Origin of the sequence: Amycolatopsis sp. Hca4, from assembly GCF_013364075.1 — a bacterium.
Classification (GTDB): Bacteria; Actinomycetota; Actinomycetes; order Mycobacteriales; family Pseudonocardiaceae; genus Amycolatopsis.
The window spans coordinates 10,349,835-10,375,211 of sequence record NZ_CP054925.1; the positions used below are offsets into that span (position 1 = coordinate 10,349,835).

24 protein-coding genes are annotated in these 25,377 nt (G+C 73.4%); 12 read left to right on the forward strand and 12 right to left on the reverse strand.

Annotated elements, in window-relative coordinates:
* Positions 1-3 precede the first annotated feature (3 nt).
* The 6 genes from HUT10_RS46900 to HUT10_RS46925 are packed head-to-tail and all read right to left on the reverse strand — an operon-like array spanning position 4 to position 5,225.
* Entirely contained in the window at positions 4-510 is a 507-nt protein-coding gene (locus tag HUT10_RS46900; protein ID WP_176177107.1) for a DUF2231 domain-containing protein, read from the reverse strand.
* A 45-nt stretch (positions 511-555) separates the two neighbouring features.
* Positions 556-1,254, reverse strand: a complete 699-nt coding sequence (locus HUT10_RS46905; RefSeq protein WP_176177108.1) for an FAD:protein FMN transferase — start codon at positions 1,252-1,254, stop codon at positions 556-558.
* Between the two features lie 35 nt (positions 1,255-1,289).
* Positions 1,290-1,712 carry an FMN-binding protein gene (locus HUT10_RS46910; protein ID WP_176177109.1) on the reverse strand — a complete coding sequence of 141 codons (423 nt, stop codon included), beginning with the start codon at positions 1,710-1,712 and terminating at the stop codon, positions 1,290-1,292.
* A 14-nt stretch (positions 1,713-1,726) separates the two neighbouring features.
* Positions 1,727-3,112, reverse strand: coding sequence for a ferric reductase-like transmembrane domain-containing protein (locus tag HUT10_RS46915; RefSeq protein WP_176177110.1), 1,386 nt, complete (start codon positions 3,110-3,112; stop codon positions 1,727-1,729).
* A 44-nt stretch (positions 3,113-3,156) separates the two neighbouring features.
* On the reverse strand, positions 3,157-4,536 hold the full coding sequence (locus HUT10_RS46920; protein ID WP_176177111.1) for an ATP-binding protein: 1,380 nt from the start codon (positions 4,534-4,536) through the stop codon (positions 3,157-3,159).
* Entirely contained in the window at positions 4,533-5,225 is a 693-nt protein-coding gene (locus HUT10_RS46925) for a response regulator transcription factor (RefSeq protein WP_303247019.1), read from the reverse strand. The genes HUT10_RS46920 and HUT10_RS46925 overlap by 4 nt, the downstream gene beginning before the upstream one ends.
* A gap of 546 nt (positions 5,226-5,771) precedes the next feature.
* On the opposite strand from HUT10_RS46925, the gene HUT10_RS46930 reads away from it, so the two are divergent.
* Complete coding sequence (locus HUT10_RS46930) at positions 5,772-8,378, forward strand: SpoIIE family protein phosphatase (RefSeq protein WP_176177113.1); 2,607 nt, start codon at positions 5,772-5,774, stop codon at positions 8,376-8,378.
* Here the strand turns inward: HUT10_RS46930 and HUT10_RS46935 are convergent.
* The gene (locus HUT10_RS46935; protein ID WP_176177114.1) at positions 8,350-8,601 is read right to left on the reverse strand and encodes a hypothetical protein; all 252 of its coding nucleotides are present in this window, start codon (positions 8,599-8,601) and stop codon (positions 8,350-8,352) included. The two genes, HUT10_RS46930 and HUT10_RS46935, sit on opposite strands and share 29 nt — an antisense overlap.
* Positions 8,602-9,057: 456 nt before the next feature.
* Here HUT10_RS46935 and HUT10_RS46940 point away from each other — a divergent pair, with 456 nt between their 5' ends.
* Positions 9,058-9,552: a MarR family winged helix-turn-helix transcriptional regulator gene (locus HUT10_RS46940; RefSeq protein ID WP_176177115.1), complete on the forward strand. Its 495-nt coding sequence runs from the start codon at positions 9,058-9,060 to the stop codon at positions 9,550-9,552.
* 5 nt (positions 9,553-9,557) lie between these two features.
* On the opposite strand, the gene HUT10_RS46945 is transcribed toward HUT10_RS46940, so the two are convergent.
* Positions 9,558-9,911 (reverse strand): spore germination protein GerW family protein, encoded by a 354-nt coding sequence (locus HUT10_RS46945; RefSeq protein WP_176177116.1) that lies wholly within the window; start codon positions 9,909-9,911, stop codon positions 9,558-9,560.
* Between the two features lie 159 nt (positions 9,912-10,070).
* Here HUT10_RS46945 and HUT10_RS46950 point away from each other — a divergent pair, with 159 nt between their 5' ends.
* The 9 genes from HUT10_RS46950 to HUT10_RS46990 are packed head-to-tail and all read left to right on the forward strand — an operon-like array spanning position 10,071 to position 19,923.
* The gene (locus HUT10_RS46950; protein ID WP_176177117.1) at positions 10,071-10,964 is read left to right on the forward strand and encodes a class I fructose-bisphosphate aldolase; all 894 of its coding nucleotides are present in this window, start codon (positions 10,071-10,073) and stop codon (positions 10,962-10,964) included.
* The gene (locus HUT10_RS46955; protein ID WP_217709715.1) at positions 10,961-11,617 is read left to right on the forward strand and encodes a 2-oxoacid:acceptor oxidoreductase family protein; all 657 of its coding nucleotides are present in this window, start codon (positions 10,961-10,963) and stop codon (positions 11,615-11,617) included. Before HUT10_RS46950 ends, HUT10_RS46955 begins: the two co-directional genes overlap by 4 nt.
* Entirely contained in the window at positions 11,601-12,842 is a 1,242-nt protein-coding gene (locus HUT10_RS46960; RefSeq protein WP_176177118.1) for a transketolase C-terminal domain-containing protein, read from the forward strand. Before HUT10_RS46955 ends, HUT10_RS46960 begins: the two co-directional genes overlap by 17 nt.
* 6 nt (positions 12,843-12,848) lie before the next feature.
* Entirely contained in the window at positions 12,849-13,844 is a 996-nt protein-coding gene (locus HUT10_RS46965) for a thiamine pyrophosphate-dependent enzyme (RefSeq protein WP_176177119.1), read from the forward strand.
* Positions 13,844-15,466, forward strand: a complete 1,623-nt coding sequence (locus tag HUT10_RS46970) for an NAD(P)-binding protein (protein ID WP_176177120.1) — start codon at positions 13,844-13,846, stop codon at positions 15,464-15,466. The genes HUT10_RS46965 and HUT10_RS46970 overlap by 1 nt, the downstream gene beginning before the upstream one ends.
* Positions 15,467-15,475: 9 nt before the next feature.
* The gene (locus tag HUT10_RS46975) at positions 15,476-15,745 is read left to right on the forward strand and encodes a DUF1876 domain-containing protein (protein WP_176177121.1); all 270 of its coding nucleotides are present in this window, start codon (positions 15,476-15,478) and stop codon (positions 15,743-15,745) included.
* A gap of 11 nt (positions 15,746-15,756) precedes the next feature.
* Positions 15,757-16,278, forward strand: coding sequence for a flavodoxin domain-containing protein (locus HUT10_RS46980; RefSeq protein WP_176177122.1), 522 nt, complete (start codon positions 15,757-15,759; stop codon positions 16,276-16,278).
* Between the two features lie 4 nt (positions 16,279-16,282).
* A complete protein-coding gene (locus HUT10_RS46985; protein ID WP_176177123.1) occupies positions 16,283-17,344 on the forward strand; it encodes a YbdK family carboxylate-amine ligase in 1,062 nt (353 codons plus the stop codon).
* Positions 17,341-19,923, forward strand: a complete 2,583-nt coding sequence (locus HUT10_RS46990) for an HAD-IC family P-type ATPase (protein ID WP_254897351.1) — start codon at positions 17,341-17,343, stop codon at positions 19,921-19,923. The genes HUT10_RS46985 and HUT10_RS46990 overlap by 4 nt, the downstream gene beginning before the upstream one ends.
* Here HUT10_RS46990 and HUT10_RS46995 read toward each other — a convergent pair.
* Genes HUT10_RS46995 through ftsH form a run of 3 tightly spaced genes read right to left on the reverse strand, consistent with a single transcriptional unit; the run spans position 19,901 to position 23,812 of the window.
* The gene (locus tag HUT10_RS46995; RefSeq protein ID WP_176177124.1) at positions 19,901-20,854 is read right to left on the reverse strand and encodes a magnesium transporter CorA family protein; all 954 of its coding nucleotides are present in this window, start codon (positions 20,852-20,854) and stop codon (positions 19,901-19,903) included. The genes HUT10_RS46990 and HUT10_RS46995 overlap by 23 nt on opposite strands.
* Positions 20,855-20,858: 4 nt before the next feature.
* On the reverse strand, positions 20,859-21,857 hold the full coding sequence (locus HUT10_RS47000; RefSeq protein WP_176177125.1) for a universal stress protein: 999 nt from the start codon (positions 21,855-21,857) through the stop codon (positions 20,859-20,861).
* Positions 21,854-23,812: an ATP-dependent zinc metalloprotease FtsH gene (gene ftsH, locus HUT10_RS47005; protein WP_176177126.1), complete on the reverse strand. Its 1,959-nt coding sequence runs from the start codon at positions 23,810-23,812 to the stop codon at positions 21,854-21,856. Before ftsH ends, HUT10_RS47000 begins: the two co-directional genes overlap by 4 nt.
* A 176-nt stretch (positions 23,813-23,988) precedes the next feature.
* Here ftsH and HUT10_RS47010 point away from each other — a divergent pair, with 176 nt between their 5' ends.
* Positions 23,989-24,990: a zinc-binding alcohol dehydrogenase family protein gene (locus tag HUT10_RS47010; protein ID WP_176178384.1), complete on the forward strand. Its 1,002-nt coding sequence runs from the start codon at positions 23,989-23,991 to the stop codon at positions 24,988-24,990.
* Positions 24,991-25,072: 82 nt separating this feature from the next.
* On the opposite strand, the gene HUT10_RS47015 is transcribed toward HUT10_RS47010, so the two are convergent.
* Positions 25,073-25,360, reverse strand: coding sequence for a hypothetical protein (locus tag HUT10_RS47015; RefSeq protein ID WP_254897352.1), 288 nt, complete (start codon positions 25,358-25,360; stop codon positions 25,073-25,075).
* Between the last annotated feature and the right edge of the window lie 17 nt (positions 25,361-25,377).

The window sequence follows — 25,377 nt, forward strand, 5'->3', positions numbered from 1 at the left end:
GGGTCAGCCGTCCGAGTCGCCCGCGGCCGGCGCCGAGCTGAACTGGCCCTGCCAGGTGGCCTGGGCGCCGGAATCGCCGATGCGGTAGATGTCGAAGACCGCCGCTCCGGCGGCCGCGATGGAGAGCGCCGCCACCACGACCGTGACCGCCGTCGAAGCCGGGGCCAGGAACGTGCGGCCCGAGCGCCCGGTTTCCCGGCGGCGCCACCACACCAGCAGGGCCAGCACGGCCACTGGGAGCGCCACCCAGATCGCCGTGTCGCCGAGCTCGGTGTGGGTGCGCACCAGCGGGGTCCGCGCGACGCGCCGTTCGAGCCATTCGCCCGCGTCGGTGGTGATCGGGACCAGGATCACGACGAGGACCGACAGGATCGCGTTGGGACCGGCGAGCTTGGCGCGCGCGGCCGGCCACAGCGCGCTGAGGACCAGGAGCAGGGCGGACAGCGGGAGCAGCACGACGATCGCGTGCACGAGCAGGATGTGGGCGGGCAGGCCGTTGACGGTGGTCATGGTGTCCTTTGTGGAGGGATGCGGGGGCAGGGACGCGGGGCTTCCTCAGGGCGCCCGGGCGAGCGCGGCGACTTCGTAGCCGGGAGCCCGGCCGGCCACCCAGTCCGCGACGTCCTCGCCGCCCCGGGCGAAGGCGGCGGTGGCGAACACGTCGGCCCACAGGAGCGTCGGCCCGGTGACCGTGACGGCCTGGAGCCCACCGGGGCAGGTGCCGGTGTGCGGGTCGACGATGTGGAGGCCGCGAGCGGCCGTTCCGGAGGTGGCGACGCCGCCGGTGCGCACGTCGAGGATGGCCAGGAACGCCGCCGGATCCGTGGGGTCTTCGACGGCGACCCGCCACGGCGGCGCCGTCGTCACGCCGACCCGGGCGGCGATGTCGCCGCCGACGTTGAGGTAGTGGTCGAACCCGCACAGCCCGGCGAGGCACGCCGTGGCCTTCTCCGTAGCCCAGCCCTTCACCAGCCCGGACGGGTCGAAGCCGCCCGGCAGCCACGCGTCGAAGTAGCCGTCCGTGCGGTCGCGCGCTTCGTCGCACAGCGCCAGGACTTCGGTGAGCCACGGGTGCCGGTCCTCGCGAGGGAGCTCGCCGCGGCGGAACGCGCTGACCTGGCTGTCCGGCCGGTAGGTGCTGAACAGCTCGTCGACGGCCCGCAGGTGCCCGAAGACCGCCGCCACGGCCGGTTCGACGCCCGCGGTGGAGTCGATGCGCCGGCCGCGCAGGTGGAGGCTGGCCTGGGTGCCCATGACGGGCCGCGTCCAGGATCGCCGGGGCGTGGCCGTCACCGGTGGGCCTGGTCGATCGCCGACTGCAGGGACTGCTGGTAGCCCTCGGAGGTGTAGGTGGCGCCGCTGACGGTGTCGATCTGCGCGCTCTGGGCCTGCAGCGTCTCCTGGTTCAGCTCCGGCACGGCCGCGGAGTTGATCCGGACGTCACGGCCGCTCTCCTGCGGGTAGTCGATGGCGTCCGCCGCCGTGATGCGGCCGCCGGTGACGGTGATCCGGACCTGGACCGGGCCGTAGCGGGTGTCGGCGGCGACGCCGGTGAACGTCCCGTTGCCGCCGGCGGCGGTGGGCGGGCTCGCCGGACGGGACGGCTGGGGCCGCCCGGTCGCGACGGGCGTGGCGTCCGTGCTGGTCCGGTAGCTGAACAGCAGCACGACGACCGACACGGTCGCCGCGGCGGCGATGGCGATCCGGCGCATCGAAGTCTCCTTTCCTACCAGGCGAACCGTTCGCAGTGGACGCGGTCGGCGGGCACACCGGCGCGACGGGCGCTGCCGAGGACCGCGCCGGTCCAGGCGTCGGGCCCGCAGACGTAGACGTCGTGGTCGGCGATGTCGGGGACGAGGTGGCGCAGCACCTGCTCGTCGGGCACCGGCGCGTACCCGGCGGGCAGCCAGGACGCCCGGTCCCGCGAACGCCGGCCGAGCAGGTAGTGGATGCGGATTCCGCGGCTCGCGGCGAGGTCTTCGAGCTCCCGGCGGAACAGCAGGTCCGCCTGGCGCCCGGCCCGCTGGAACAGCACCGCTTCCCCGGGCCGGTAGGGGAGTTCCTCCAGCAGCGCGCGCAACGGCGTGATCCCGATCCCGGACGCGAACAGGGCGATCTTCCGTCCTTTCCGGACAGTGGCGGTCAACCGGCCGTAGGGTCCTTCGAAGAACGCCCGCGTGCCCGGCGCCAGCGTGGCCAGGCGGCGGCTGCCCGGGCCGAGGTCCTTCGCCGAGATCCGCAGCCCGTACCCGTCGGGGGCGGCCGACAGCGAGAACGGCTTGCCTCGCGTCCAGCCGGGGCCGTCGGCGAAGCGCCAGACGAAGAACTGGCCCGCCGCGACGGGCAGCCGGTCGAGGGCCCGGCCGCGCAGGTACACCGAGACGACCCCGCGGCCTTCGGGCACGACCTGCTCGACGACCAGCCGGTGCCGCGCGTTGAGCCACAGCGGCCGCGCGACGCGGAACACGAGCACGGCGCCCGCGGCCGTGGCGTAGGCGGTCCACCAGAACGCCGTCGCGACCGGGGAAGCGGTGAAGTCGGCGCCGGTCCAGAGCTGGTGCGGCAGGGCGAGCCCGGCGCCGAGGTAGGCGTAGAGGTGCAGCAGGTGCCAGGACTCGTAGCGCAGCCGCCGCCGGGCCGCGCGCACCGACGTCACGGCGACCATACCCAGCGCGGCGGTCCCGGCGGCGGCCAGGAGCATGCCCGGATAGGTCGTCACCAGCGTCCAGGCTTCGCCCAGCACCCCGGAACGGTCGGTGGCGGCGTAGCCGAGGGTGATGAGGACCAGGTGCGCGGCCAGCAGCGCGATCGAGGCGAAGCCGGCGATCCGGTGCCGCCGGGCCAGCTCGTCCTGGCCGTAGCTGCGTTCCACCCACGGGATCCGGGCCATGAGCAGCAGCTGCAGGAGCAGCAGGTCCGCCGACAGCAGGCCGGTGAGCCGTCCGGCGGAGGTGAAGAAGTCGGAGCCGAGGTCCTGCACCCCGCGGCCGGACACCCAGAGCGCGACCACGAAGAGCACGCTCGCCCAGGCGGTGAGCCCGGCCGCGTCGCGCCACCACACGCGGACGGTGGGCCGCGCGAGGCGGCGGGTGGCGAGCGTGGTGGCGGACATCGGACTCCTCGGGGGTGATCGCCGTCCACCCTTCCGAAGCCCGGTTAGCCGTCGACGTGACGAGGGTGAGAGTTCGGTAAGAGAAGATCCGCGCCGACGGTGAACCCGACCACGGCGCCGCCGCCGGGGCGCGGCCCGGCGAAGACGGACCCGCCGTGGGCCAGCGCGATGTCCCGCACGATGGCCAGCCCGAGGCCGGAGCCGGGCAGCCCGCGGGCGCCGTCGGCGCGGTGGAAGCGGTCGAACACGCGGGCCACGTCGTCGTCGCCGATGCCCGGGCCGTGGTCGAGCACCTCGACGCGGCCGTCGCGCACGACGACCTCGATCGGACCCTCGGGCGCGAACTTCACGGCGTTTTCCAGCAGGTTCGTCACCGCCCGCTCCAGCGCCTTCGCCTGCCCGGTCAGCGCGGACGCGCCGGCCTCGACGGTGACGGCCCGGCCGGACCGCCGCCGGACGCGCTCGGCGGCCCGGCCCGCGATCTCGCCCAGCTCGACCGGCCCCGGTTCCTCGGCCTCGTAGCGGCGGGTGGCCAGGTCCACGAGCTCGTCCACCAGGTGGGTCAGCTCGCGGGTCTCGCCGTCGACGTCGTCGAGCAGGCGGGCACGGGAGTCCGGGCTGAGCTCGGCGAACCGGCGCAGGACGCTGGCGTTTGTACGCAGGCTGGTCAGGGGAGTCCGCAGCTCGTGGGCGGCGTCCTGGACCAGGCGTTCCTGGTCGGCGCGGGCGTCGGCGAGCCGGCCCAGCATCCGGTCGAACGACGTTGCGAGCCTGCCGACCTCGTCGCGGCCACCGGTCGGGACGGCGACGTCGTCAAGGCGGCCGTCGCTGACCTGCTCGGTGACGTCGGTCAGCCGGACCAGCCGTCGGGTGATCTGCCGGGCCAGCAGCCACCCGGCCAGTGCCGCGGCGGCCAGCACCAGGGCGCTGACGCCGGTGATGCGGGCGGCCAGGCCCTTGAGGACGTGTCGCGACTCGTCGACGTCGATGCCGAGCTGGATCGCCCCGCGGCCGGGCCCGAGGGCCACGGTGATCACCCGGTAGTCGTCGCGGCCCGCGGTGAAGTTCGTGTAGCGGTGGTCGCCGAGAGCGCCGGTGGCGGCGAGCGCCCGGTCGTCGTCGCCGGTGTCGAGGCGCACCGGCCGCCCGCCGAGGGGCCGGGTGCTGCCGTCCGGGGCGATCGCCTGCGCCACCATGGGCTGGGCTTCGTCGTGGTCGTCGTCATCGGGACCGCGGGTGACCGGGCTCGGGGCGAGGACCTGCGTCGCCCCGGCGGCGACTTCCGCCGACGTCGTGAGCAGAGACCGGTCGAGTTCGGCGTTGATCCGCTGGGACGCGGCCTGGTAGCTGAAGACGCCGACGAGGATCGCCGCGGCCGCGCCGACCCCGGCGAAGGCGATCGCGAGCTTGCTGCGCAGGTTCATGCCGGCCGCACCGAGTAGCCGACCCCGCGGACGGTGTGGATCAGCCCGCTCGCCCCGGCCTGCTCCAGCTTGCGCCGCAGGTAGCCGATGTAGACGGCGAGGTTCTTGGAGTCCGCGCCGAATTCGTAGCCCCAGATCCGCTGGTAGATCGTGCTGCGGTCGAGCACGATCCCGGCGTTGCGCACGAGCAGTTCCAGGAGATCGAACTCGGTTTTCGACAGCGTGATCTCGGTGCCTTGCCACCACACCCGCCGCGCCGCCGGGTCGACCGCCAGCTCGCCCAGCCGCAGCGTGCGCCGCGCGTCCGGCTCCGGCGACGTGCGGCGGAGCAGGGCCCGCAAGCGGGCGAGGAGTTCGTCGAGCTCGAACGGCTTGGGCAGGTAGTCGTCGGCTCCGGCGTCCAGCCCGGCCACCCGGTCGGGGGTTTCGACGCGGGCGGTGAGCATGAGGATCGGGGTGAGGTCGCCTTCGGCACGCAGGACACGGCAGACGCCGAGGCCGTCGACGCCGGGCATCATCACGTCGAGGACGATCACGTCGAACTCGTCCCGCCGGGCCGTGGCCAGCGCGCCGACGCCGTCGGACACCTCGGTGACCTGGTAACCCTCGAGGTCGAGCGCCCGGAGCAGCGATTCCCGGATGGCGCGGTCGTCGTCGGCGAGCAGGACACGGTGTGGCATGGCCGCCATCATGCCTGCGCCCGGGCGTCCCGTCCCGCCAGGTGTCCGGCCCGTCCGCGGAGGGTTAGCGGCGGGTAAACGACATCCGTTCCGCGGCCACGATTCTCGTTTTCCGGAATTCTCCAGGCGATCCCTCCTCCGTTCGGTGGCTCCGCCGCCCGGATGCGGGATGTCAGCCTGAGCGGGTCGTCCCGGGTCCACCGCCCCCGGCGCGGGGTGACGCAGTCAGGAAGCACCGCCGGCGGCCTCGCCCCCCGGGCCGCCGGCGGTGCCGTGGTCCGATGTGGACGGTGCGGGCACTCGACCCCGGTCGGCCGGGCCGCCCGGCCGTCCACGGTCAGGGTGGACCGCGAACCGCGGGCTCTCCCGCCCATCGTCGACTTGCCCGCGGAGGTCGAGCATCCGGACGGGTGACCTCCGCCCGCCTCGTCCGACAGCCGATGGCCACCGCGCTGCGGAACCGCCCGGAGACCGGGGCTGCGGTGCGAACGGGGTATTGCCCGGGTGACCGTTGTCGAGCAGAGTGTTCCGCGCGGGGCGCGGGGAGTGGCTGTGGTGGGCGAGAAGCTGGGTAAGCCGGCGCTGTGGTTCGCGGTGGCGGCCATCGGGTACGCGGCCGGTTCCCAGGTCGCCTTCACCGTGCTCGATTCCGGCGGCGGGGGCCCGACCTTCTTCCCGTCGGCGGGCTTCAGCCTGGCCCTGCTGTGCCTGCTGCCGCGGCCGTTCCGGCGGTTCGCCTGCCTCGGTGTCGCGGTCGCGGAAATCCTCGTCGACCTGGCCGAGGGACTCGGCCCGGTCGCCGCGGCCGGCTTCGCCGTCGCGAACACCGCCGAGCCGGTGCTGGGCGCGCTGCTGCTGGGCGCGGCCCGGCCGACCGGGACCTGGCGCGGGCTCGCCCGGTTCGTGGCCGCGGGGGTGCTCGGAGGTCCGGCCGCGGGCGCGGTGCTCGGCGCGACCACCGCCACCCTCACCGGTGGCGCGACCGACGGCTGGTGGGCCGTGGCCGGCCGGTGGTGGCTCGGCGACGGGCTGGGGGTCCTGGTGATCGGCACGGCGCTGCTCGTGTGGTGCAGCCGTGAACCGGCCGGGGTGCGGCGCGCCGGGGGCGTCCTGGCGGCGGCCGCGATCGGCGGGCTCGCCGTCCTCGTGTTCTGGGCGGACCTCGCGGTGGCCGGGTACGCCGGCGTGGTCGTGCTCGGCTGGGTGGCCCTGTGGTGGGGACCGCGGGCCGTGAGCGCGGCCGGCGTGGTGGTCGCCTTCGTGGCGACGACGGCCACGGCCGCCGGCCGGGGACCGTGGGCCGGTGCCGCTCCGGCGTCCGGGCTCGTCCACCTGCAGGTGCTGCTCGCGGTCGTGCTGCTCACCATGCTGGTGCTCGCGGTGACGGTCACCGAACGGGACGCCGCGGTCCGCGGCGCGACGGTCGCGGAGGAACGACGGCGCCGCGCGGAATCGGTGGCCGAGGCCGAGCACGCGGCGCACGAGCGGGCGCGGCTGCTGCAGGCCGTGGCGGGCGGGCTGGGCGCGGCGACCGGGATCGACCGGATCGTGACGGTGTTCGTCGACGTCCACGCGGGTGCGCTGGCCGCCGCGGCGGTGGGGGTCCGCGGTGACGGGGGCGGGCTCGAAGCCCGGATCGCCACCGGAGCCGGTCCGGTGAGCAGGACGGCGGTCCCGGCCGAGACGGCGGAGGCCCGCGTGGTGCGCGACGGCGAACCGCTGTTCCGCACCGGCGGCCACCCGATCCCGGGAGGGGCGGAAACCGGTGCGGCGGCGATCCTGCCGTTGGAGACGACGGGTGCGGTCTTCGGGTTCCTCGGGCTCTACTTCCGGGAGCCCGGTGCCGGACCCGGTGCCCAGCGCACCCTGCTGCTGACGATGGCCGCCCAGGCCGCCCAGGCCGTGCACCGCGTGCGGCTGTACGAAGCCGAGCAGCGCCAGCGCCGCCGGGCCGAAGACGGCGAACGGCGGCAGCGGCTGATGAGCGACCTGATGTCGACGTTGAGCACGCCGGGCACCACGGCCGAACGCGCGCAGCGCCTCGCCGACGCGCTCGTGCCGGCGTTCGCGGACTTCGCGGTCGCCCAGTTCGGCGAAGCGGGCGACACGGTCGCGGTCTCGGCGGGCGACCCGGCCGCGGCCGCTGCGCCAGGCGACGGCCTGCCGGTCGTGAAGACCGTGCTGGCGACCGGGGAACCGCAGGGCACCGGGGCGCTGATCGGCGTGCCACTGACCGCCGAGGGTGCCGTGCGCGGCGCGCTCGTGCTGGGACGCCCGGGCTCCGGACCGCGGTTCACCGGAGAGGACCTCGTGCTGGCGGAGGACGTCGCCGCCCGTGCCGGGCTGGTGCTGCACGCGGCGCGGGTCGCGGACCGCGAACGGTCGGTCGCCTGGACGCTGCAGACCAGCCAGCTCCCGCAGCGGCCGGCCCTCCCGCGTGGGGTGGCGGCCGCCGCGCGGTACCGGCCGAGCGAGCGGAACCTCTCGATCGGGGGCGACTGGTACGACCTGGTCACCCTGCCGGACGGACACCTCACGGTCACCATCGGGGACGTCGTGGGCCACGGCCTGCCGGCGGCCGCGGTGATGGGGCAGATGCGCAGCGCGGCGACCGGGCTCATCCTCGCCGGTCTCCGCCCCGCCGCGGTCCTGGACCGGCTGGACCTCGTCGCCGGGCGCACGGCCGGCGCCGAGCACGCGTCCGCGCTGGTCGCCGAGCTGGACCCGGTGACGGGCCGGTTCCGCTACGCGGCCGCCGGGCACCCGCCGCCGGTGCTCGTCGCCCCGGACGGCACGGTCGCCCTGCTGGACGGGGCCCGGTCGCCGCTGCTCTGCCTGCCGCCGCGGCACGGGCGCCCGGAAGCCGAACTCACCGTGCTGCCGGGCTCCGCGCTCGTCTGCTACACCGACGGGCTGATCGAGCAGAACCGGCTGCCCCCGCACGAGGCGTTCGCCGGGCTGCTGGCCGCGGCGACCCGGTACGCCAGGGCCGCGCCGGAGGACCTGTGCGACGGCCTCGTCGACGTGCTGGTGGGGGACACCCCGGCCCGGGACGACATCGCCCTCGTGTGCCTGCGCTACCTGCCGGTGCCGTCGGCGCGCCCGGCGCCGGCCGAACTGCCCGAGCGCGGGTTCAGCTCCGGTCTCGGTACGGCCGGGTGAGATCGGCGAAGGACCCGATGACGGCGGGCCGTTGCTCGACGATCGCCAGTGCGTAGGTGAGCACGAGGTGTGCGGTGCGGGCCTGTTGCGCCTCGGGCTCGTCCGCCGGGCGGCGGCCCAGGAGCAGGTTCGCTTCGTGACGCAGCCAGCGGTTGCGTTCGCGGCGGAGGAGGGCGGCTTCCGGCTGCGGGGCGGCGGGTTCCGGGAAGAGGGTGTCGGACATCGGTGGATCTCCTCGAAAACGGCGTGCTGTGGCCAGGTTAACGAGGCGGGAGCCGATTCGCTGCCGGATGCATCAATGAAATTTCTTTGTTTTGTGGTATCTCGGCGTTGATTTCGCGCGTCGATTTATCGGAGTCGGAAAGTGTCCGGCCGTTTTTGCGCGCTTCCTGCGCGGCAACGAAGCTGCGGGGTGGACGGCGTCGTGATTCTCGGCTGTGGTCTATTTCGGCAGCGGAGAATCTTCGCCGCGTTCGGCTGTCCGGTGGCCGTTTTCTTCCGGTCGGCGTGGCGGGTGCGGGGCGCGCCGGGCGTTGCCCTATCTTTGCGCGAACGATGCGGAAGATCGCCTGTGCGGCACGAGAAGGCTGACGCGGCGAGGCACGGGCGCCGGGAGACTAGATGAGCTAGAATCTAGTTTAACGAGATATTTTGGAATTGATCTTGTGGGTTGTGGGGTATGGAACGTCTGGCTGAGCAGCTGAGAGCGGTGATCGTGGCCACCGACGAATATCGGCGTGCCATGGCGTCGGCCTTCGGGGTCGGCGTGCACGAAGCGGCGGTGCTGGGCGAATTGCTGCACGAGGGGCCGTTGCCGCCGTCCGCGCTGGTGAAGCGGTTGGGTATCGCTTCGGCGAGCGTGACCGCGCTGCTCGACCGCCTCGAAGCGGCCGGCTACACCCGCCGCGAGCGGCACCCGACCGACCGGCGCAGTGTCCTGGTCGTCCTGACCTCCGGCGGCCGGGCGGCCATCCAAGCGAGTTTCGCGCTGTTCTCGGCCGACGTCTACCAGGCGGTCGCGCACTCGGAACCCGAGCACATCCGCGAGTTCACCGTCGTCCTCGCCAGGGTCGCCCAGGGACTGCGAGAGCGCGCCGCTCAGCCCGGCGCCCTGACCGAGGCGCTCACCGAACAGGTCCGGTCCGCCGGGAAGGAAGACCACCCGGCCGGGTAGCCGCGTCAGGACTCCCCGGTCTCGCGGGAAGCCCGGTACTTCACCAACCGCGTGGCGACGAAGAGGGCGGCGACCGCGACCGCGCCGAGGGTCGCCAGCAGGCGGTTCACGTCGACCGCCGGCTCCCAGCGGAGCTTGCCGTCCTTGATGACGTAGGCCCCGACCGGCTTGGCCGACAGCCCGAACCCGCCGCCTTCGCCGGAGCGGCCCTTCTCGTCACGGCTGTCGCCGCCACCACCGCCGGTGCCGACGGCCGACGCCACGATCACCGTGACGCCGTCGACCTCGTACGGCTCGCCGTAGACCATCCTGGTCTCCAGCCCGTCCTTCGCCTTCGCGAGCAGTTCGTCGACCTTCATGCGGCGAAGTCTCACCGCCGGTCGCCCGCCGGCCCCAGAGCCGATGGTCCCCTGCGCGGGTGACCGAGGGCCCCGGTGCCGGTGGCGTTCGCCCGCGGTGGTGGTCACCCGCCCGCGATTTGCTGGGCGCACACGAAATCAGCGACTCCGGAGGCCGTCATGGCGCACCGTCCCCCGCTGGCCGAGCTCGGGCTGAACACCGGCAAGAAGACCCGGCTGCACCGCATCCTGCACGAGCACGGTCTCCGCAACGGCACCGCGTTCTTCCTGCCCTACGATCAGGGCCTGGAGCACGGTCCCCGTGATTTCTTCGCCAACCCGGCCGCGGGCGACCCGAAGTACATCCTCAAGTTGGCGGTCGAGGGCGGTTTCAACGGCATCGCGATCCAGATCGGGCTGGCGGAAAAGTTCTACTGGGACTACGCGGGCGAGCTGCCCCTGGTGCTGAAGCTCAACGGCAAGACCGAGATCCCCTCCGACGCCGAGGCCCTGTCCCCGCTGCACGGCAGCGTCGAAGACGCGGTCCGGCTCGGCGCCGACGCCGTCGGCTACACCCTCTACGTCGGAACTCCGGCGCAGGAGCAGGACTTCGCGCAGCTGCGGCAGGTCCGCGCCGACGCGCACCGGCTCGGCATGCCGCTCGTCGTCTGGGCCTACCCGCGCGGCTCGGCCATCGAAGCCAAGGGCGGCCGCGACTCGTTCTACGCCGTCGACTACGCCGCCCGGACCGCGTCCGAACTCGGCGCCGACGTCGTCAAGGTCAACTTCCCGCGCCCGGCGAAGATCGACAACGTGCCCGGCGCCTACGCACGGGAAATCACCGGCCAGGAGGCGATCGACGCGGTGGTCCGGTCGGCCGGGCGGACGCTGCTGCTGGTGTCGGGCGGCAGCAAGGCCGGCGATGACGCCATGCTGGAGAAAGCCCGCGAAGCCATGGAAGCCGGCGCGACCGGGCTGATCTTCGGCCGCAACGTCTGGCAGCGCGACCACGACGAATCCCTGCGGTTCGTCTCGGCGCTGCGGGACATCCTCGCCAAGTACCCAAGCGCATGAGCCCCACCATGTCCTTCGGGGGTCCGGGTGGCGAAGCCCCCGGCCCGGGGCGAAGCCCCGATGTCACCGAAGTGCGCATCCACGGCCGCGGGGGCCAGGGCGTGGTGACCGCGGCCGAGCTGCTGTCGGTGGCCGCGTTCACCGAAGGGCGGCACGCGCAGGCGTTCCCCAGCTTCGGCTCGGAACGCACCGGCGCGCCGGTCGTCTCGTTCTGCCGGATCTCCGACGCGGTCATCCGCACGCGGGAGCCGATCGTCGCGCCCGACGTGCTGATCGTCCAGGACGCCACGCTGCTGCACCAGGTGAACGTTTTCGAAGGCTTCGGTCCCGGCGGCTACCTGCTGATCAATTCCGCCCACGGCTTCGCCGAACTGGGGCTGGCCGAGTTCACCGAGGGGTTCCGGCCCGAGCGGCTGCTCGTCGTCCCGGCGACCGAGCTGGCCCGCGAGCACCTCGGCCGCCCGGTGCCGAACGCCGCGCTGCTCGGCGGGTTCGCCGCCCTGACCGGGATCGTCGGCCTCGCGAGTGTGCTGTCGGCCATTTCCGGCCGGTTCCGCGGCCCGGCGGTCGAAGGCAACCTCGCCGCGGCGACCGTGGCTTACGAATTCGTGCGCGCCGAACGGGAGGAGCTGGCCGGTGCTCAGGCAGATTGAGGGCTCCCGGGCCGTCGCCGAAGCCGTGGCGTCGTGCCGGCCGGAGGTCGTCTGCGCCTACCCGATCTCGCCGCAGACGCACATCGTCGAGGGCCTTGCCGAACTGGTGAAGTCCGGGACGCTCGCGCCGTGCGAGTTCGTCAACGTCGAGTCGGAGTTCGCCGCGATGTCCGTGGCCATCGGCGCGTCCGCCGCCGGGGCGCGGGCCTACACCGCGACCGCCAGCCAGGGCCTGCTGTACATGACCGAGGCGGTGTTCAACGCCGCCGGCCTGGGCCTGCCGATCGTGATGACGGTGGCCAACCGGGCGATCGGGGCACCGATCAACATCTGGAACGACCAGAGCGACAGCATGGCCCTGCGCGACGCCGGCTGGATCCAGCTCTACGCCGAAACCAACCAGGAGGCCGCGGACCTGCACGTCCAGGCGTTCCGGATCGCCGAGGAGCTGTCCACGCCGGTGATGGTGTGCATGGACGGCTTCGTGCTGACCCACGCCTGGGAGCCGGTGGACGTCCCCGGCCAGGACGCGGTCGACGCGTTCCTGCCGCCGTACGAGCCGCGCCAGGTCCTGGACCCGGCCGAGCCGTCGTCGATCGGCGCGATGGTCGGGCCGGAGGCGTTCACCGAGGTGCGCTACCTCGGGCACGCCCGCCTGATGGAGGCGCTCGACGTCGTCCCGGACGTTGCCGACCGGTTCGCCGAGGCGTTCGGCCGCAACTCCGGCGGCCTGACCCGTTCGTACCGCACCGAAGACGCCGACACGATCGTCGTCGCGCTCGGCTCGGTGCTGGGCACGCTGAAGGACACCGTCGACGCACTGCGCGATGACGGCCTGCGCGTCGGTGTGCTGGGGCTGACGTGCTTCCGGCCGTTCCCCGCCGATGCGGTGCGCGCGGCGATCGGCCACGCCCGACGCGTCGTCGTGCTGGAACGGGCCTTCGAGCCCGGCGTCGGCGGGATCGTCACGCAGAACGTCGTGGCGGCGGCTCCGGCGGCCGAGATCCACGCCGTCATCGCGGGTCTGGGCGGGCGGGCGATCACGAAAAAGTCCCTGAGCCGGGTGCTGCGGGAGGCGGACCGGTTGCCGCCGCTGACCTTCCTCGACCTCGACCGCTCGCTGATCGACCGGGAGCTGGGCCGCCTCGCGGCAGGCCGCCGGTCGGGTCCGACGGCCGAAAACCTCCTGCGCGACCTCGGCGCGGTCGCCTCGCGAATCGGGTGATGACAGATGGCGGTGACGCCGATCAAGTTCTACCAGACCGGCAGCTTCGCGGTCGGTGGCCGGCTGCTCGGCGACGACCAGCGCAGTGTGCAGTCCGGCCGGCAGCGGATCAACTCGATCGACTGCGGCCACCGGGCGTGCCAGGGCTGCGGTGAGGCGCTGGGCGCGCGGTACGCACTCGACGCGGCCATGCGCGCGACCGGGAACCGGATGGTGGCGGTCAACGCCACCGGGTGCCTGGAGGTCTTCTCGACGCCGTACCCCGAGACGTCGTGGCGGATCCCGTGGCTGCACTCGCTGTTCGGCAACGCGCCGGCCGTCGCGACCGGGGTGGCCGCGGCGCTGAAGGCCAAGGGCCGCACGGATGTCCGCGTGGTCGGGCAGGGCGGCGACGGCGGGACCGTCGACATCGGCTTCGCTTGCCTGTCCGGGATGTTCGAGCGGAACGACGACGTGCTGTACATCTGCTACGACAACGAGGCGTACATGAACACCGGCGTCCAGCGCTCCGGCGCGACGCCGCCGGCCGCCCGCACGGCCACCACCCCGGCGGTCGGCGCGGAGCCGGGTGCGGTATTCGGGCAGGGCAAGAACGTGCCGATGATCGCGCTGGCCCACGAGATCCCGTACGTGGCCACGGCGACCGTCGCCGACCTGCGCGACCTCGAAGCCAAGGTGACCCGGGCGATGGAGTTCCGCGGCGCCCGCTACCTGCACGTCCTGGTGCCGTGCCCGCTCGGCTGGGGCAGCGCTTCCCACGACACGATCCGGATCGCGCGGCTGGCGAAAGAAAGCGGGATCTTCCCGGTGTTCGAAGCCGAGCACGGTGAGATCGTCGCGACCTCGAAGATCCGGCACCGGGTGCCGGTCGAGGACTACCTGCGGCGGCAGACCCGGTACGCCCACCTCTTCGGCGACCCGCCGCGCACGGACGTCATCGAGAAGATCCAGGCGCTCGCCGACCGCAACATCCGCCGGTTCGCCCTGCTCGAGGAGGCCTGATGGAGCACGAGAAGCCGTTCGCGATCACCCTCGACGTCGGCTCGAGCCGGGCGAACAAGACCGGCGCCTGGCGTTCCGAACGGCCGGTCTACGTCGACCTGCTGCCGCCGTGCAACCAGGCCTGCCCGGCCGGCCAGGACATCCAGAAGTGGCTCTACCACGCCGAATCCGGCGACTACGAGACCGCGTGGCGCGGCATCATGGCCGACAACCCGTTGCCCGCGGTGCTCGGCCGGATCTGCTACCGGCCGTGCGAGAGTGCCTGCAACCGCGGCCAGCTCGACGAAGCCGTCGGGATCAACTCGATCGAACGGTTCCTCGGTGACGAGGGAATCGAGCAGGGCTGGACGATCCCGGTCGCCGAGCCGAGCGGCAAGCGGGTGCTCGTCGTCGGCGCGGGCCCGGCGGGCCTGTCCGCCGCCCACCATCTGGCCCGGCTCGGGCACGCTGTCGTCGTCCGCGACGCCGAAGCCGCTCCCGGCGGGATGATGCGCTACGGCATCCCGCGCTACCGGCTGCCGCGCGAAGTCCTCGACGCCGAGATCCGCCGGATCGCCGACATGGGCGTCGTCTTCGAGCAGAACAGCCGGGTCACCGACGTCGTGGCGGCGAAAGCCGGGTTCGACGCCGTCTTCCTCGCCGTCGGTGCCCAGGTCGGCAAGCGCGCCTACATCCCGGCGGGCGACACCGCGCACGTCCTCGACGCGATTTCGCTGCTGCACGACGTGGAAACCGGGGAGCAGCCACTGCTCGGCCGCCGGGTCGCCGTCTACGGCGGCGGCAACACCGCGATGGACGCCGCCCGCACGGCCAAGCGGCTCGGCGCCACCGACCCCGTCGTCGTCTACCGCCGGACGCGAGCGCAGATGCCCGCGCACGAGTCCGAGGTGACCGAGGCGGTCGAAGAAGGCGTGTCGATGCGCTGGCTGTCGACGATCAGCGAGATCGACGGCGAAGGCATCACCGTCCAGAAGATGCGCCTGGACGAGTCCGGGTTCCCGCAGCCGACCGGCGAGTTCGAACGGCTCGCCGCCGACACCGTCGTGCTGGCCCTCGGCCAGGACACCGATCTGTCCCTGGTGGACGAGCTCCCGGACGTGGAGCGCGCCGACGGCGTCGTGCGCGTCGGCCCCGGCATGACGACCGGGCACCCGGGCATCTTCGCCGGCGGGGACATGGTGCCCTCGGGTCGGACGGCGACCGTCGCGGTGGGCCACGGGGCCAAGGCGGCCCGCGAAATCGACGCGTGGTTGCGCGGGCAGGCCGTCTCCGAGCCGCCGACGCGGCGCGAGGCGACCTTCGACAACCTCAACACCTGGTACTACAGCGACGCCGACCGGACCGTCCGGCCGCACCTGGACCTGTCCCGGCGCGTGTCGACGTTCGACGAGATCAAGGGCGGGCTCGACGCGTCGACGGCGTTGTTCGAGGCACGCCGCTGCCTGTCCTGCGGCAACTGCTTCGAATGCGACAACTGTTACGGCGTCTGCCCGGACAACGCGGTGCTGAAGCTCGAACCGGGGGAGCGGTACGCGATCGATCTCGACTACTGCAAGGGCTGCGGGATCTGCGTCGCCGAATGTCCCTGCGGCGCCATCGAAATGGTGCCCGAAGAAACCTGAGGAGAGACCATGCAGGAGAAGCGCTGGCACGTCGAAGTGCACATCGACGAAGACGACGACGGCCGCACCCGGGCCACCGCCCGGCTGCACACGGCCGACGACACCCGGGTTTCCGGGACCGGCATTGCGCGGCTCAACCCCGCCGACACCGCCGTGCCCGAGATCGGCGACGAGCTGGCCGCCTCGCGCGCGCTGAGCGACCTGGCCCACAACCTGCTCGAATGCGCGGCCGGCGACATCGAAGCCTTGACCCGCAAACCCGTCCGGCTCGACCACTGAAAGGAGCGGACATGCGGATCCTCGTCGTCTTCGAGTCCATGTTCGGCGCCACCGAGGAGGTGGCCAAGGCGATCGGCAAGGGACTGGCCGTGTCGGCCCCGGCGGAAGTGGTCAACGTCGACAAAGCGCCCCGGGACCTGACCGGCGTCGACCTGCTGGTCGTCGGCGGCCCCACCCACGTGCACGGGATGAGCCGCCCGGCCACCCGCAAGTCGGCCGCGGACCAGGTGGACTACCCGGCACACTCGTCGACGGGCATCCGGGAGTGGCTGGACGCGCTCGACGTGGTGCCGGCCGGGCTGGCCGCCGCGGCCTTCGACACCCGGATCGACAAGCCCCGCGTGTTCACCGGGGCCGCGTCGCTCGGGGCGGCCAAGCGGCTGCGCCGTCGCGGGTGCCGGCTCGTCCTGCCGGCGGAGAGCTTCTTCGTCGGAACGACACCGATCGACATCGGCCCGGAACCCGGTGAACCGGAACGAGCCGAGGCGTGGGGCGCGGCGCTCGGGGCGGCGCTGGTCCGCGCCGCCACCTGAAGCCGTGGCGGACGCCCCGGCGGTCGGCGTGGAGGAGGAGTTCGTGCTGCTGGACACGCACACCGGGGCGGCCGTCCCGGCAGCTCCCCGCATCCTGGCGGCGCTGCGCGGGGAGCCCGGCGTCGTCCCGGAGTTCCTGCGCTTCCAGATCGAAACCGTGACGAGCGTGTGCCACTCGCTCGGCGAGGTCCGCGCGGACCTGACGCGGCTGCGCCGCCGGGTGGGCGAGGCGGCCGCGGATACGGGGTGCCTGGCCGTGGCCACCGCCGTCGCGCCTTTCGGCACCGTGCCGCTGGTCACCGCCGAACCGAGGTACGAACGGCTGGCCGCGCTCTTTCCCGCGCTGGTGGCAGGCGCCGGCACCTGCGCCTGCCACGTCCACGTCGGCATCCCGTCGCGGGCCGCGGGCCTGCGTGCGCTCGCCGGGCTGCGGCCGTGGCTGGGTGTCCTGCTGGGCCTCACCGCGAACTCGCCCTATGTCGACGGCGCCGACTCCGGGTGGGCGAGCACGCGGTACCCGCTCTGGTCCCGCTGGCCGACGGCCCGGCCGCCCGCCGCGTGGCTCGACGTCGCCGAGTATGACGCCGCCGTCGCCGAGGCGATCGGCAGCGGTGCCGCGCCGGACGCCCGCGGGGTGTACTTCTACGCCCGCCTGTCGCCGCGCCACCCGACCGTGGAAGTACGCATCGCCGATGTCTGCCTCGACGTCGCCGACGCCGTCGTGCTCGCCGGGCTGGTGCGGGCCCTCGTGACCACGGCGTTGCGGGGCGAGGTGGGGCCGCAGCCGTCCGACGTGGCCCTCGCCCGGTCGCTCCGGGCCGCTGCCCGGCACGGCCTCGACCGGGCCGGCGCCACGCGGCTGCTGGCGCACGTCCGTCCCGCACTCGAGGAGGCCGGCGATCTCGAGGTGGTGCACCGGGGGTGGGCTGCGCTCGCGGACCGGGGCAGCGGTGCGGTCCGGCAGCGTGCGCTGCGGGCGGTGTCGGCCACTCCGGCGGAGTTCGCCGCCCGGCTCGCCGCGGCGACCCGGGGAACCGAAGACGAGAGCCTGGAGGCGGCACAGTGAGTTCCGGAACAGTGACCGGCACGGCGGAGTTCCACGCGCTGCCCGTGACCAACGTCGCCGAGCAGCTCGACGTCGACCCGGAGCGGGGGCTGAGCACAGCCGAGGCCGAAGCGCGGCTGGCGCGCTTCGGCGACAACGTCGTGCGCGTGCCCGCCGGGCCCGGGCCGATCCGGCGGTTTCTGGCGCAGTTCCACAACCCACTCATCTACGTCCTGCTGCTCGCGGGTGTGGTGACGTGGGTCTTCGGCGGGCACGTCGACGCCGGCGTGATCGCCGGGGTGGTCCTGCTCAACGCCGTCGTCGGCTTCGTCCAGGAATCCCGGGCCCAGCGGGCCCTGGAGGCACTGTCCCGGATGGTCCCGGCGACGGCCACGGTCGTCCGGGACGGGGTCCCGCAGCGCGTCCCCGCGGCCCGGCTGGTGCCGGGCGATGTCGTGGAACTCGCCGCGGGCGACCGGGTGCCCGCCGACCTCCGGCTGATCGAGGTGCACCTGGCCGAGGTCGACGAGTCCGCGCTGACCGGCGAGTCCGTGCCGGTGGTGAAGGCCACCGGCGTGGTAGCGCCGTCGGCTGCGGTCGCCGACCGCACCGGCTCGGCCTACTCGGGGACACTGGTCACCCGGGGGCAGGCGCGTGGGCTGGTCACCGCGACCGGCGGCGCAACCCAGCTGGGTGGGATCCAGCACCTGGTCGCCACCGCCCAGGTCGTGGAAACGCCGCTCACCCGCAAGCTCGCCCGGTTCTCGAAGCAGCTGAGCGTGGTGATCGTCGCGGTCTCGGCCGCGGCCTTCGTGCTCGGCGTCGCGCGGGGCACACCGGCGCCGGAGATGTTCACCGCCGTGGTCGCCCTTGCAGTGGGCGCGATTCCCGAGGGCCTGCCGGCCGCGGTCGCGATCGTGCTGGCCATCGGCGTCGTGCGGATGTCGCGGCGCGGCGCGATCGTGCGGCACCTGCCCGCGGTCGAAACCCTCGGCGGCACGACGGTGATCTGCACCGACAAGACCGGCACGCTGACCCGCAACCGGATGACGGTGACGGCCCTCGCGGCGGCGGGGGCACCGGTTTCGCCGACCGAGGCGGGGGAGACGCTGCGGGAGTGCCTGGTGGCGGGAGTCCTGTGCAACGACGCGGAACTCGACGAAGGAGACCCGACCGAGATCGCGTTGCTCGGCTCGGCGATCGCGGCGGGCCTGGACCCCGCCGCGATCCGGGCGGCCGCGCCGCGCACGGACACCGTGCCGTTCGAGTCCGAGACCCGGACGATGACGACGGTCCACGGCGGTGTTTCCTACCTCAAGGGCGCGGTCGAGGAGGTTGCGGCCCGCTGCGAGGCCGAGGTGGTGCCCGGTGGTGTCGTGCGTCCGCTCGACCGCGATGCCCTGGACCGGGTGCACGCCTCACTGACCGCGCAGGGCCTGCGGGTGCTGGCCTTCGCCCGCGTGACGCCGGGGACCACGCCGGTGCTGCTGGGCCTGCAGGCCATGCACGACCCGCCGCGGCCGGAAGCGGTCACCGCGGTCGCGGCCTGCCGGAGCGCGGGCATCGACGTCAAGATGATCACCGGCGACCACGCCGGCACGGCCCGCGCGGTCGCCGTTGAGGTCGGTCTGGCTGCCGGCCGGGTCCTCACCGGCGCCGAGCTGGCCGCCGTGCCGGAGAACGAGTTCGACGAAACGGTCGCGGGCACGCAGGTGTTCGCGCGCGTGTCGCCGGGGCAGAAGCTCGACCTGGTCCGGGCGTTGCAGCGGCGCGGGCACGTGGTCGCGATGACCGGTGACGGGGTGAACGACGCCCCGGCCCTGCGCCGCGCGGACATCGGCGTCGCGATGGGCGCGGGCGGCACCGACGCGGCCCGCCAGGCGGCGGACATGGTGCTGACCGACGACGACTTCGCGTCGATCGAGGCGGCCGTGCGGGTGGGCCGCGGCGTGTTCGACAACCTGCGCAAGTTCATCGCGTGGACGCTGCCGGCGAACATCGGCGAGGGCATGGTGGTCCTGGTGGCGATCCTGCTGGGCGCGACGCTGCCGATCGTCCCGGTGCAGATCCTGTGGATCAACATGACGACGGCGGTGTTCCTGGGCCTGACGATGGCGTTCGAGCCGACCGAGCACGGCATCATGGAACGCCCGCCGCGCCCACCCGAGCGGCCGTTGTTCACCGCCTCCCTGCTGCGGCGGGTGGTGCTCGTGTCGCTGTTGCTGGTGGTGGCGGCTTTCGCTGCGTATCGCCTGCAGCTCGGTCTCTCCGCTTCGCTGGCCGAGGCACGGACGACGGCCGTCAACGTGTTCGTGGGTGTGCAGGCGGCCTACCTGCTGAGCTGCCGGTCGCTGGATCGGCCGGTGCTGCGCGCGTGGCCGGGGCACAGCCGGATGTTCCTGCTGGGGCTGGGGTTGACGGCCGGGTTGCAGCTGTTGCTGACGTACGTGCCGGTGATGAACACGTGGTTCCACACGGCGCCGGTCGGGGTCGTCTCGTGGCTGTGGGTGGCCGGGGCTTCGGTGACGGCGTTCGCGGTGGTGGAGACGGACAAGCTGCTCTGGCACCGGTACACCGTCAAAGCCAGTCGCGGCGCTTGAACAGCGCGTACAGCGTCGCCGAGATGATCAGGATGGCCAGCGTCGAGACCCACACGCCCGAAGCCGAGCCGAAGCCCGGGTACGGGATGTTCTGGCCGTAGAACCCGGTGATCGCGGTCGGCACCGCGATGATCGCCGCCCAGCTGGTCACCTTCTTCATGATCGTGTTCAGCCGGTTGGCCTGGATGCTCAGCTGCGTCTCGCGGATCGTTGCGATCAGCTCGCGCAGGGACTCCGTCCACTCCGTGACGCGCAGGACGTGGTCGTAAACATCCTGGAAGTACGGCAGGAGCGTGTCGTCGCGGCGCATCAGGGCGGCGACGATCTCGCGCATCGGCCCCGCCAGGTGGCGCAGGCGGCCGAGGCTCCGGCGCAGCGTCAGGGACCGGCGCTGCAGCTCCGTGGGGTCGGCGTGGTCGGCGAACACGAGGTCTTCGAGGGCCTCGACCTGCTCGTCCAGGGCCTGGACGGCGTCGAGGTGGCCGTCGACGACGTAGTCGAGCAGGCCGTGCAGCAGGAACGCGGCGCCGTTCTTGGCCAGGTCCGGTGTGGTGTCCCAGCGCGTCACGAGCGCGTCGATGTCGGTGGTGTTGTTGCGGTGCACCGTGATCAGCACACGGTCGGTGACGAACGCGTCCAGCTCCGAAGCAGCCAGGGCGTCGTCGGTCACGCGCACCGTGTACGCGGCGAGGAACGAGTGCCGGTCGTAGCGGACGAACTTGGGGCGCTGGTGGTCCTCGTCGAGAACGGACGCCACGGCCAGCGGGTGCAGCCCCAGCTCGGTGGCGAGCGCGGCCAGGTCGTGGGCGGCGGGAGCGTCCAGGTCGAGCCACAGCGTCACCGAGGGATCGGTGAGATGACGGGCGGCTTCGGCGGCGGGGAAGTCCTCCCGCTCGAGGACGCCGCTGCGGTACAACCGGCTGCGCACCATCGGCTCAGCGATCGTGCGCGGTGGCGACGCCGTCGTGCCGCCGGCGGCTGGACGACGGCGCCTCGGCGTTGGCCGCCGGTGCGAATCCGGGGTCGGTGTCCATGGTGTGCCTCACTTGTAGTCGTATCCCAGAGTCGGCGGTGCGGACCAGGTACACCGGGCACGCCGCGTTGTGCAGCAGTGCCTGGCCGGTGGATCCCAACAGCAGACCGGGGAAGCCGCCGCGGCCGCGGTCGCCGAGCACGACGAGCTGTGCGGCCGCGCTGCGCTCGATCAGCTCGCGACGCGGGTGACCGCGGACGACCACCCGTTCGACGGTGATGCCGCCGGTGTCGTGTTCGCCGGTGAGCTCGCCCAGCAGCTGCTCGCCGGCCTCGGTGGCGGACCGCTGGTCCAGGTGCGGATCGGTTTCCGGGCGCGGTTCGTCCGCGGACGCGTGGACCACGACCAGGCGGACCTTCCGCACGTGGGCCTCGGCGACTGCCGCCGCGAGGATGCGGGCGCTGGGCTCGCTGCCGTCGATCCCGGCCACGACCGGCCGGCTCGCCGCCTCCGGGTCGTCCCAGGAGTCGCCGCGGACCACCACCACGTCGCAGGCAGCGTGCGCGCCGACGGCCGAGGCGACCGAGCCGGCGAGCAGGCCGGTGAGCCGGCCGCGGCCACCGGAGCCGACCACGACCAGCGCCGCCGTGCGCGACGCTTGGATGAGGGCCTGCGCGGCCCGGTCGGGATCCAGCCGCGTGGCCACCGCGGTCGCGCCTTGCGCTTCGGCGATCTCCTGCGCCGCCCGCAGGTAGCGGCGCCCGTGCGCGCGGAGGGTGTCCTTCATCTCCTCCGGCGGCGGGACAACCCCGCCGGCCAGCAGCGCCGGGAAGTCCAGGGCGTGCACGATTTCGAGCGGGACATCCCGCAGCCGGGCGGCACGGGCTGCCCAGCGGACGGCGTCGAGCGCCTCGCCCGACCCGTCGATCCCGGTGACGATCGGTTGGTGCGGCGTGTTCATCGGCGGCTCCCGGTCCGGCTGTCGTGCGCCGACCGTAGGGCTGCTGAGTGGCCGTTCGCTGCGGCCGGAAGTCCTTCGCGAAGGGGACTTCCGGCGGTCACCACCGCGGCCTCTTCCCGCAGCACGGCGAGCACTACGGTCCCGTCGACGGTCTCGTGCTCCTGCAGCCGCCCGGCGAGCGCGTCGAGGGCGGCCCGATGCCGCCGCAGCAGGCCTGCCGCTCGGTCCTGCGCCGCACGTACCAGCCGGGCGATCTCCTCGTCGACCGCCCGCTGGGTCTGTTCGGAATACGGCCGGCCCTGCAGCTCCGGCTGTTCCTCGGCCGCGCGGTAGCCGACCGGGCCCAGTTCGGGCGACATCCCGTACTCGGTCACCATCTTCGCCGCCAGCGCCGTCGCGCCGGCGAGGTCGTTCGCCGCCCCGGTCGAGGTTTCCCCGAACACCACGAGTTCGGCCGCCCGGCCGCCCAGGCGGACGGCGAGCAGGTCCGCGAGGTGGCTTTCGCGGTAGAGGTGCCGTTCGGCCTCCGGCAGCTGCTCGGTCGCGCCCAGCGCCATGCCGGCCGGCAGGATCGTCACCTTCGTCACCGGGTCGGCGTGCTCGCACAGTGCCGCCACCAGCGCGTGCCCGGACTCGTGCACCGCCACCGAGTGCCGCTCCTCGGGCAGCAGCGCGTTGGAGCTGTCGCGCCGGCCGAGCAGCACCCGGTCGCGGGCGGCCGCGAGGTCGGCCGCGGTCAGCACCGTGCGGTCGTCACGGTCGGCGTTGATCGCCGCCTCGTTGACCAGGTTGGCGAGGTCGGCGCCGGAGAAACCCGGGGTGCCCCGGGCGGTGATGCCGAGGTCGACGTCCGGGTCGAGGTGCTTGCCGTCGATGTGCGTGGCCAGGATGGCCGCGCGCTCGGCCTGGTTGGGCAGCGGCACGGTCACCTGCCGGTCGAACCGGCCGGGCCGCAGCAGCGCCGCGTCGAGGGTCTCCGGCCGGTTGGTGGCCGCGAGCACGACGACGCCGCTGCTCTGGTCGAAGCCGTCCATCTCGGCCAGCAGCTGGTTGAGCGTCTGCTCGCGTTCGTCGTGCCCGCCGAGACCGCCACCGATGCCGCGCCGGCCGCCGACGGCGTCGATCTCGTCGATGAAGATGATCGACGGCGCCCGCGTCCGGGCCTCTTCGAACAGGTCCCGCACCCGGGAGGCACCGACCCCGACGAACATCTCGACGAACGCCGAACCGGTGATCGACAGGAACGGCACGCTGGCCTCCCCGGCGACCGCGCGGGCGAACAGCGTCTTCCCGGTACCGGGCGGGCCGACCATGACGACACCGCGCGGGCCCGTGGCGCCGGCCGCGGCGTAGCGCGCCGGGTCGCGGAGGAAGTCGATGATTTCGCCGATCTCCTGCTTGACCCCTTCGTACCCGGCGATGTCCGCGAACCGGGTGGTCAGGCGCTCCGCTTCGATGATTCTGGCCTTCGCGCGGCCGAACCCGGTCACCCCGAGGCCGCCGCCGGCGGACTTCTGCGCGCGCATCCCCGCCCAGACGAGGAACCCGATCAGCAGGAAGAACGGCAGGTAGCCGAGCAGCCCCGTCAGCAGTGATCCGTCGGCCTTCGTGGCGGTGATCACGACGTTCTTTTCGCGCAGCTTCGCTTCCAGCTGCCCCGGCTCGAGTGCCGTGGGGATGCGGCTGGTGAACGCCGCGCCGCCGCGCCGCTTCCCGCCGACCGCGCCCTGGTCGTCGACCGTCACCGACTCGACGTGCCCGGCGTCCACTTCGGACAGGAACTCGGTGTAGGTCATCGACGGCGCGGTGGGCGTCAGGAAGGCGGGCACCACGAGCACAGCGAGGATCACCAGGCCGATGGCGGTGAGCAGCCAGCTGCCGGCACGTGAACGCCGTGGCGGCTCCGGTTTCGGTGCGGGCGTGGGCGGCGGGCCGGACCGGGCCGTTCGGGACATGGAGGCGCTCCTGGAGTCGCGGGGTGATCCCACCTTCGCGGCTGTGCCGGAGGGGAAGAAGGGCCTAACGTCCCCGGCCGGGAGGACCAGGGCACGTCGCGCCACCGCGGCCGGCGGCGCATCGTGACTCGGGACATCCCGCGAGCCGAGGAGGATGGATGAACGTGCCGACGACCATGGCCGCCTGGCGTGTCTCGCGCCCCGGCCCGATGGCGACCGGGCCGCTGGAGGCGGTGCGGGCGCCGGTGCCGCGGCCCGCCGCCGGCGAGCTGCTGGTGCGGGTGCTCGTGTGCGGGGTGTGCCGGACGGACCTGCACGTCGCCGAGGGCGACCTGCCGGTGCACCGGCCGGGGGTGATCCCGGGGCACGAGGTGGTCGGCGAGGTCGTGGCGCTCGGCACGGACGTCACGGGCTTCGCGGCCGGGGACCGGGTGGGGATCGCGTGGCTGCGCGCGACCTGCGGGCGCTGCCGCTATTGCCGGCGCGGCCGGGAGAACCTGTGCCCGGAGTCGCGGTACACCGGCTGGGACGCCGACGGCGGGTACGCCGAGTACTCGGTCGTCCCGGCGGCGTATGCGTTGCCGTTGCCCGGCGGGTACACCGACGAAGAGCTGGCGCCGCTGTTGTGCGCCGGGCTGATCGGCTACCGCGCGCTCCTGCGGGCGGAGCTGCCCGAAGGCGGCCGTCTCGGCATCTACGGCTTCGGCGGCAGTGCGCACCTGACCGCCCAGGTGGCAATCGCCCGCGGTACCACCGTGCACGTCATGACGCGCAGCGCCGACGCGCGCGAGCTGGCACTCGAGCTGGGGGCGGCGTCAGCCGGGGAAGCCGCCGACCCACCGCCGGAACCACTCGACTCGGCGATCCTGTTCGCGCCCGCGGGCGAGCTCGTGCTGCCCGCGCTGGCCGCGCTCGACCGCGGCGGGACGCTGGCCATCGCGGGCATCCACCTGTCCGACATCCCGCCCTTGAACTACCAGCAGCACTTGTTCCAAGAGCGGCAAGTGCGCAGTGTCACGGCGAACACGCGCGATGACGCGCGGGAGTTCCTGGACTTCGCCGGAACGCACCGCCTCAGCGTCAGCACCGTGCCCTACGCGCTGGCCGACGCGGATCAGGCGCTCGCGCACCTGGCCGCGGACCGCGTGAACGGCGCGGCGGTGCTCCGGGCCGGCTGAACCGGGCAGCAGCCGGACGGTCACCGCCGCCCGGCCGGGGTTCGCAGGTGCCGGACGGTCGAAACCACCCACAGGACGGCGATCAGGACCACCAGCACGGCGAGCGGGCCGCCGTCGCCGGTGAGAGGGCCAGGACGGCCGCGGCCAGTGCACCTGCACCGAGTGGCACGCTGAACCACTTCCCCGCGCCGGCTCGGGACCAGGCGCCCAGGGCGAAAGCGGCCAAACCCAGCAGCAGTGCGGTGACCGCCACCGTGCGGACGTCGTGCACCCACATGGCCGTGCCGTCGGCCAGGTAGCCGACGGAGAGCGCGACCGTGAACAGCACCGGTACCGCCGCGACGGCGTCACGCCATTCTTCGTGCCTCACGGGAACCTCCTCCCGCT

Excerpts from the sequence above, each read along its gene's own strand:
- HUT10_RS46900 (WP_176177107.1), bottom strand. The coding sequence starts at position 510 with ATGACCACCGTCAACGGCCTGCCCGCCCACATCCTGCTCGTGCACGCG.
- HUT10_RS46905 (WP_176177108.1), bottom strand. The coding sequence starts at position 1,254 with ATGGGCACCCAGGCCAGCCTCCACCTGCGCGGCCGGCGCATCGACTCC.
- HUT10_RS46910 (WP_176177109.1), bottom strand. The coding sequence starts at position 1,712 with ATGCGCCGGATCGCCATCGCCGCCGCGGCGACCGTGTCGGTCGTCGTG.
- HUT10_RS46915 (WP_176177110.1), bottom strand. The coding sequence starts at position 3,112 with ATGTCCGCCACCACGCTCGCCACCCGCCGCCTCGCGCGGCCCACCGTC.
- HUT10_RS46920 (WP_176177111.1), bottom strand. The coding sequence starts at position 4,536 with ATGAACCTGCGCAGCAAGCTCGCGATCGCCTTCGCCGGGGTCGGCGCG.
- HUT10_RS46925 (WP_303247019.1), bottom strand. The coding sequence starts at position 5,225 with ATGGCGGCCATGCCACACCGTGTCCTGCTCGCCGACGACGACCGCGCC.
- HUT10_RS46935 (WP_176177114.1), bottom strand. The coding sequence starts at position 8,601 with ATGTCCGACACCCTCTTCCCGGAACCCGCCGCCCCGCAGCCGGAAGCC.
- HUT10_RS46940 (WP_176177115.1), top strand. The coding sequence starts at position 9,058 with ATGGAACGTCTGGCTGAGCAGCTGAGAGCGGTGATCGTGGCCACCGAC.
- HUT10_RS46945 (WP_176177116.1), bottom strand. The coding sequence starts at position 9,911 with ATGAAGGTCGACGAACTGCTCGCGAAGGCGAAGGACGGGCTGGAGACC.
- HUT10_RS46950 (WP_176177117.1), top strand. The coding sequence starts at position 10,071 with ATGGCGCACCGTCCCCCGCTGGCCGAGCTCGGGCTGAACACCGGCAAG.
- HUT10_RS46955 (WP_217709715.1), top strand. The coding sequence starts at position 10,961 with ATGAGCCCCACCATGTCCTTCGGGGGTCCGGGTGGCGAAGCCCCCGGC.
- HUT10_RS46965 (WP_176177119.1), top strand. The coding sequence starts at position 12,849 with ATGGCGGTGACGCCGATCAAGTTCTACCAGACCGGCAGCTTCGCGGTC.
- HUT10_RS46970 (WP_176177120.1), top strand. The coding sequence starts at position 13,844 with ATGGAGCACGAGAAGCCGTTCGCGATCACCCTCGACGTCGGCTCGAGC.
- HUT10_RS46975 (WP_176177121.1), top strand. The coding sequence starts at position 15,476 with ATGCAGGAGAAGCGCTGGCACGTCGAAGTGCACATCGACGAAGACGAC.
- HUT10_RS46980 (WP_176177122.1), top strand. The coding sequence starts at position 15,757 with ATGCGGATCCTCGTCGTCTTCGAGTCCATGTTCGGCGCCACCGAGGAG.
- HUT10_RS46995 (WP_176177124.1), bottom strand. The coding sequence starts at position 20,854 with ATGGTGCGCAGCCGGTTGTACCGCAGCGGCGTCCTCGAGCGGGAGGAC.
- HUT10_RS47000 (WP_176177125.1), bottom strand. The coding sequence starts at position 21,857 with ATGAACACGCCGCACCAACCGATCGTCACCGGGATCGACGGGTCGGGC.
- ftsH (WP_176177126.1), bottom strand. The coding sequence starts at position 23,812 with ATGTCCCGAACGGCCCGGTCCGGCCCGCCGCCCACGCCCGCACCGAAA.
- HUT10_RS47010 (WP_176178384.1), top strand. The coding sequence starts at position 23,989 with ATGGCCGCCTGGCGTGTCTCGCGCCCCGGCCCGATGGCGACCGGGCCG.